We start from the raw sequence: 517 nt of genomic DNA on the forward strand, positions 1-517 counted from the left end.
CCCTTTAAGGAATGGAGAACCGCAGGGCTATCGGTTCATCCGCTGGGACCCGGAACTCACGGGTGGCTCGTTAACCTGTTCAGCGGCGATAAGCGGATCGGCTATATGATCATTACCGCTTCGGATAACGGCGGGTACACATTAAGCGAATACGGAGCGGGGACCGATGAAGAGCTTCCCTACTCTGTCACCGAGCTGCGCCTGTTCCTGGCGCAGAAGGGCCTTATTCATTCTTCCGATGAAATTGCCGAATGGGTTCCGCTGTACGTGCCGCTTCTGCCCTACTGGAAAGTTACGGCGGGAGGCCAAACGCTGTACGTGAACGCCATCATTCCTGAGATCCTTCCATGGGACGAAAGCAAGGCTGAAGCAGTTGCCGCAAGCGCTCAGGCGGACCGGAGCTGCGGCTTGACGGCATCTGCCGGCTCATTGTCCGAAATGACAGCCGGGCCGAGATTTCATAATGGACAAGCCGGAGATCCTTACGATAATCTGCTATGGCTGACCTCGCCGAAGC

Annotated in this window: 1 pseudogene; it reads left to right on the plus strand. The window is 56.7% G+C overall.

The window, feature by feature from the left end:
* Nucleotides 1-517: pseudogene (locus tag L692_RS33100) on the plus strand (hypothetical protein); the annotation flags it as partial.

Origin of the sequence: Paenibacillus forsythiae T98 (assembly GCF_000520735.1) — a bacterium.
Taxonomy (GTDB): Bacteria; Bacillota; Bacilli; order Paenibacillales; family Paenibacillaceae; genus Paenibacillus_AQ; species Paenibacillus_AQ forsythiae.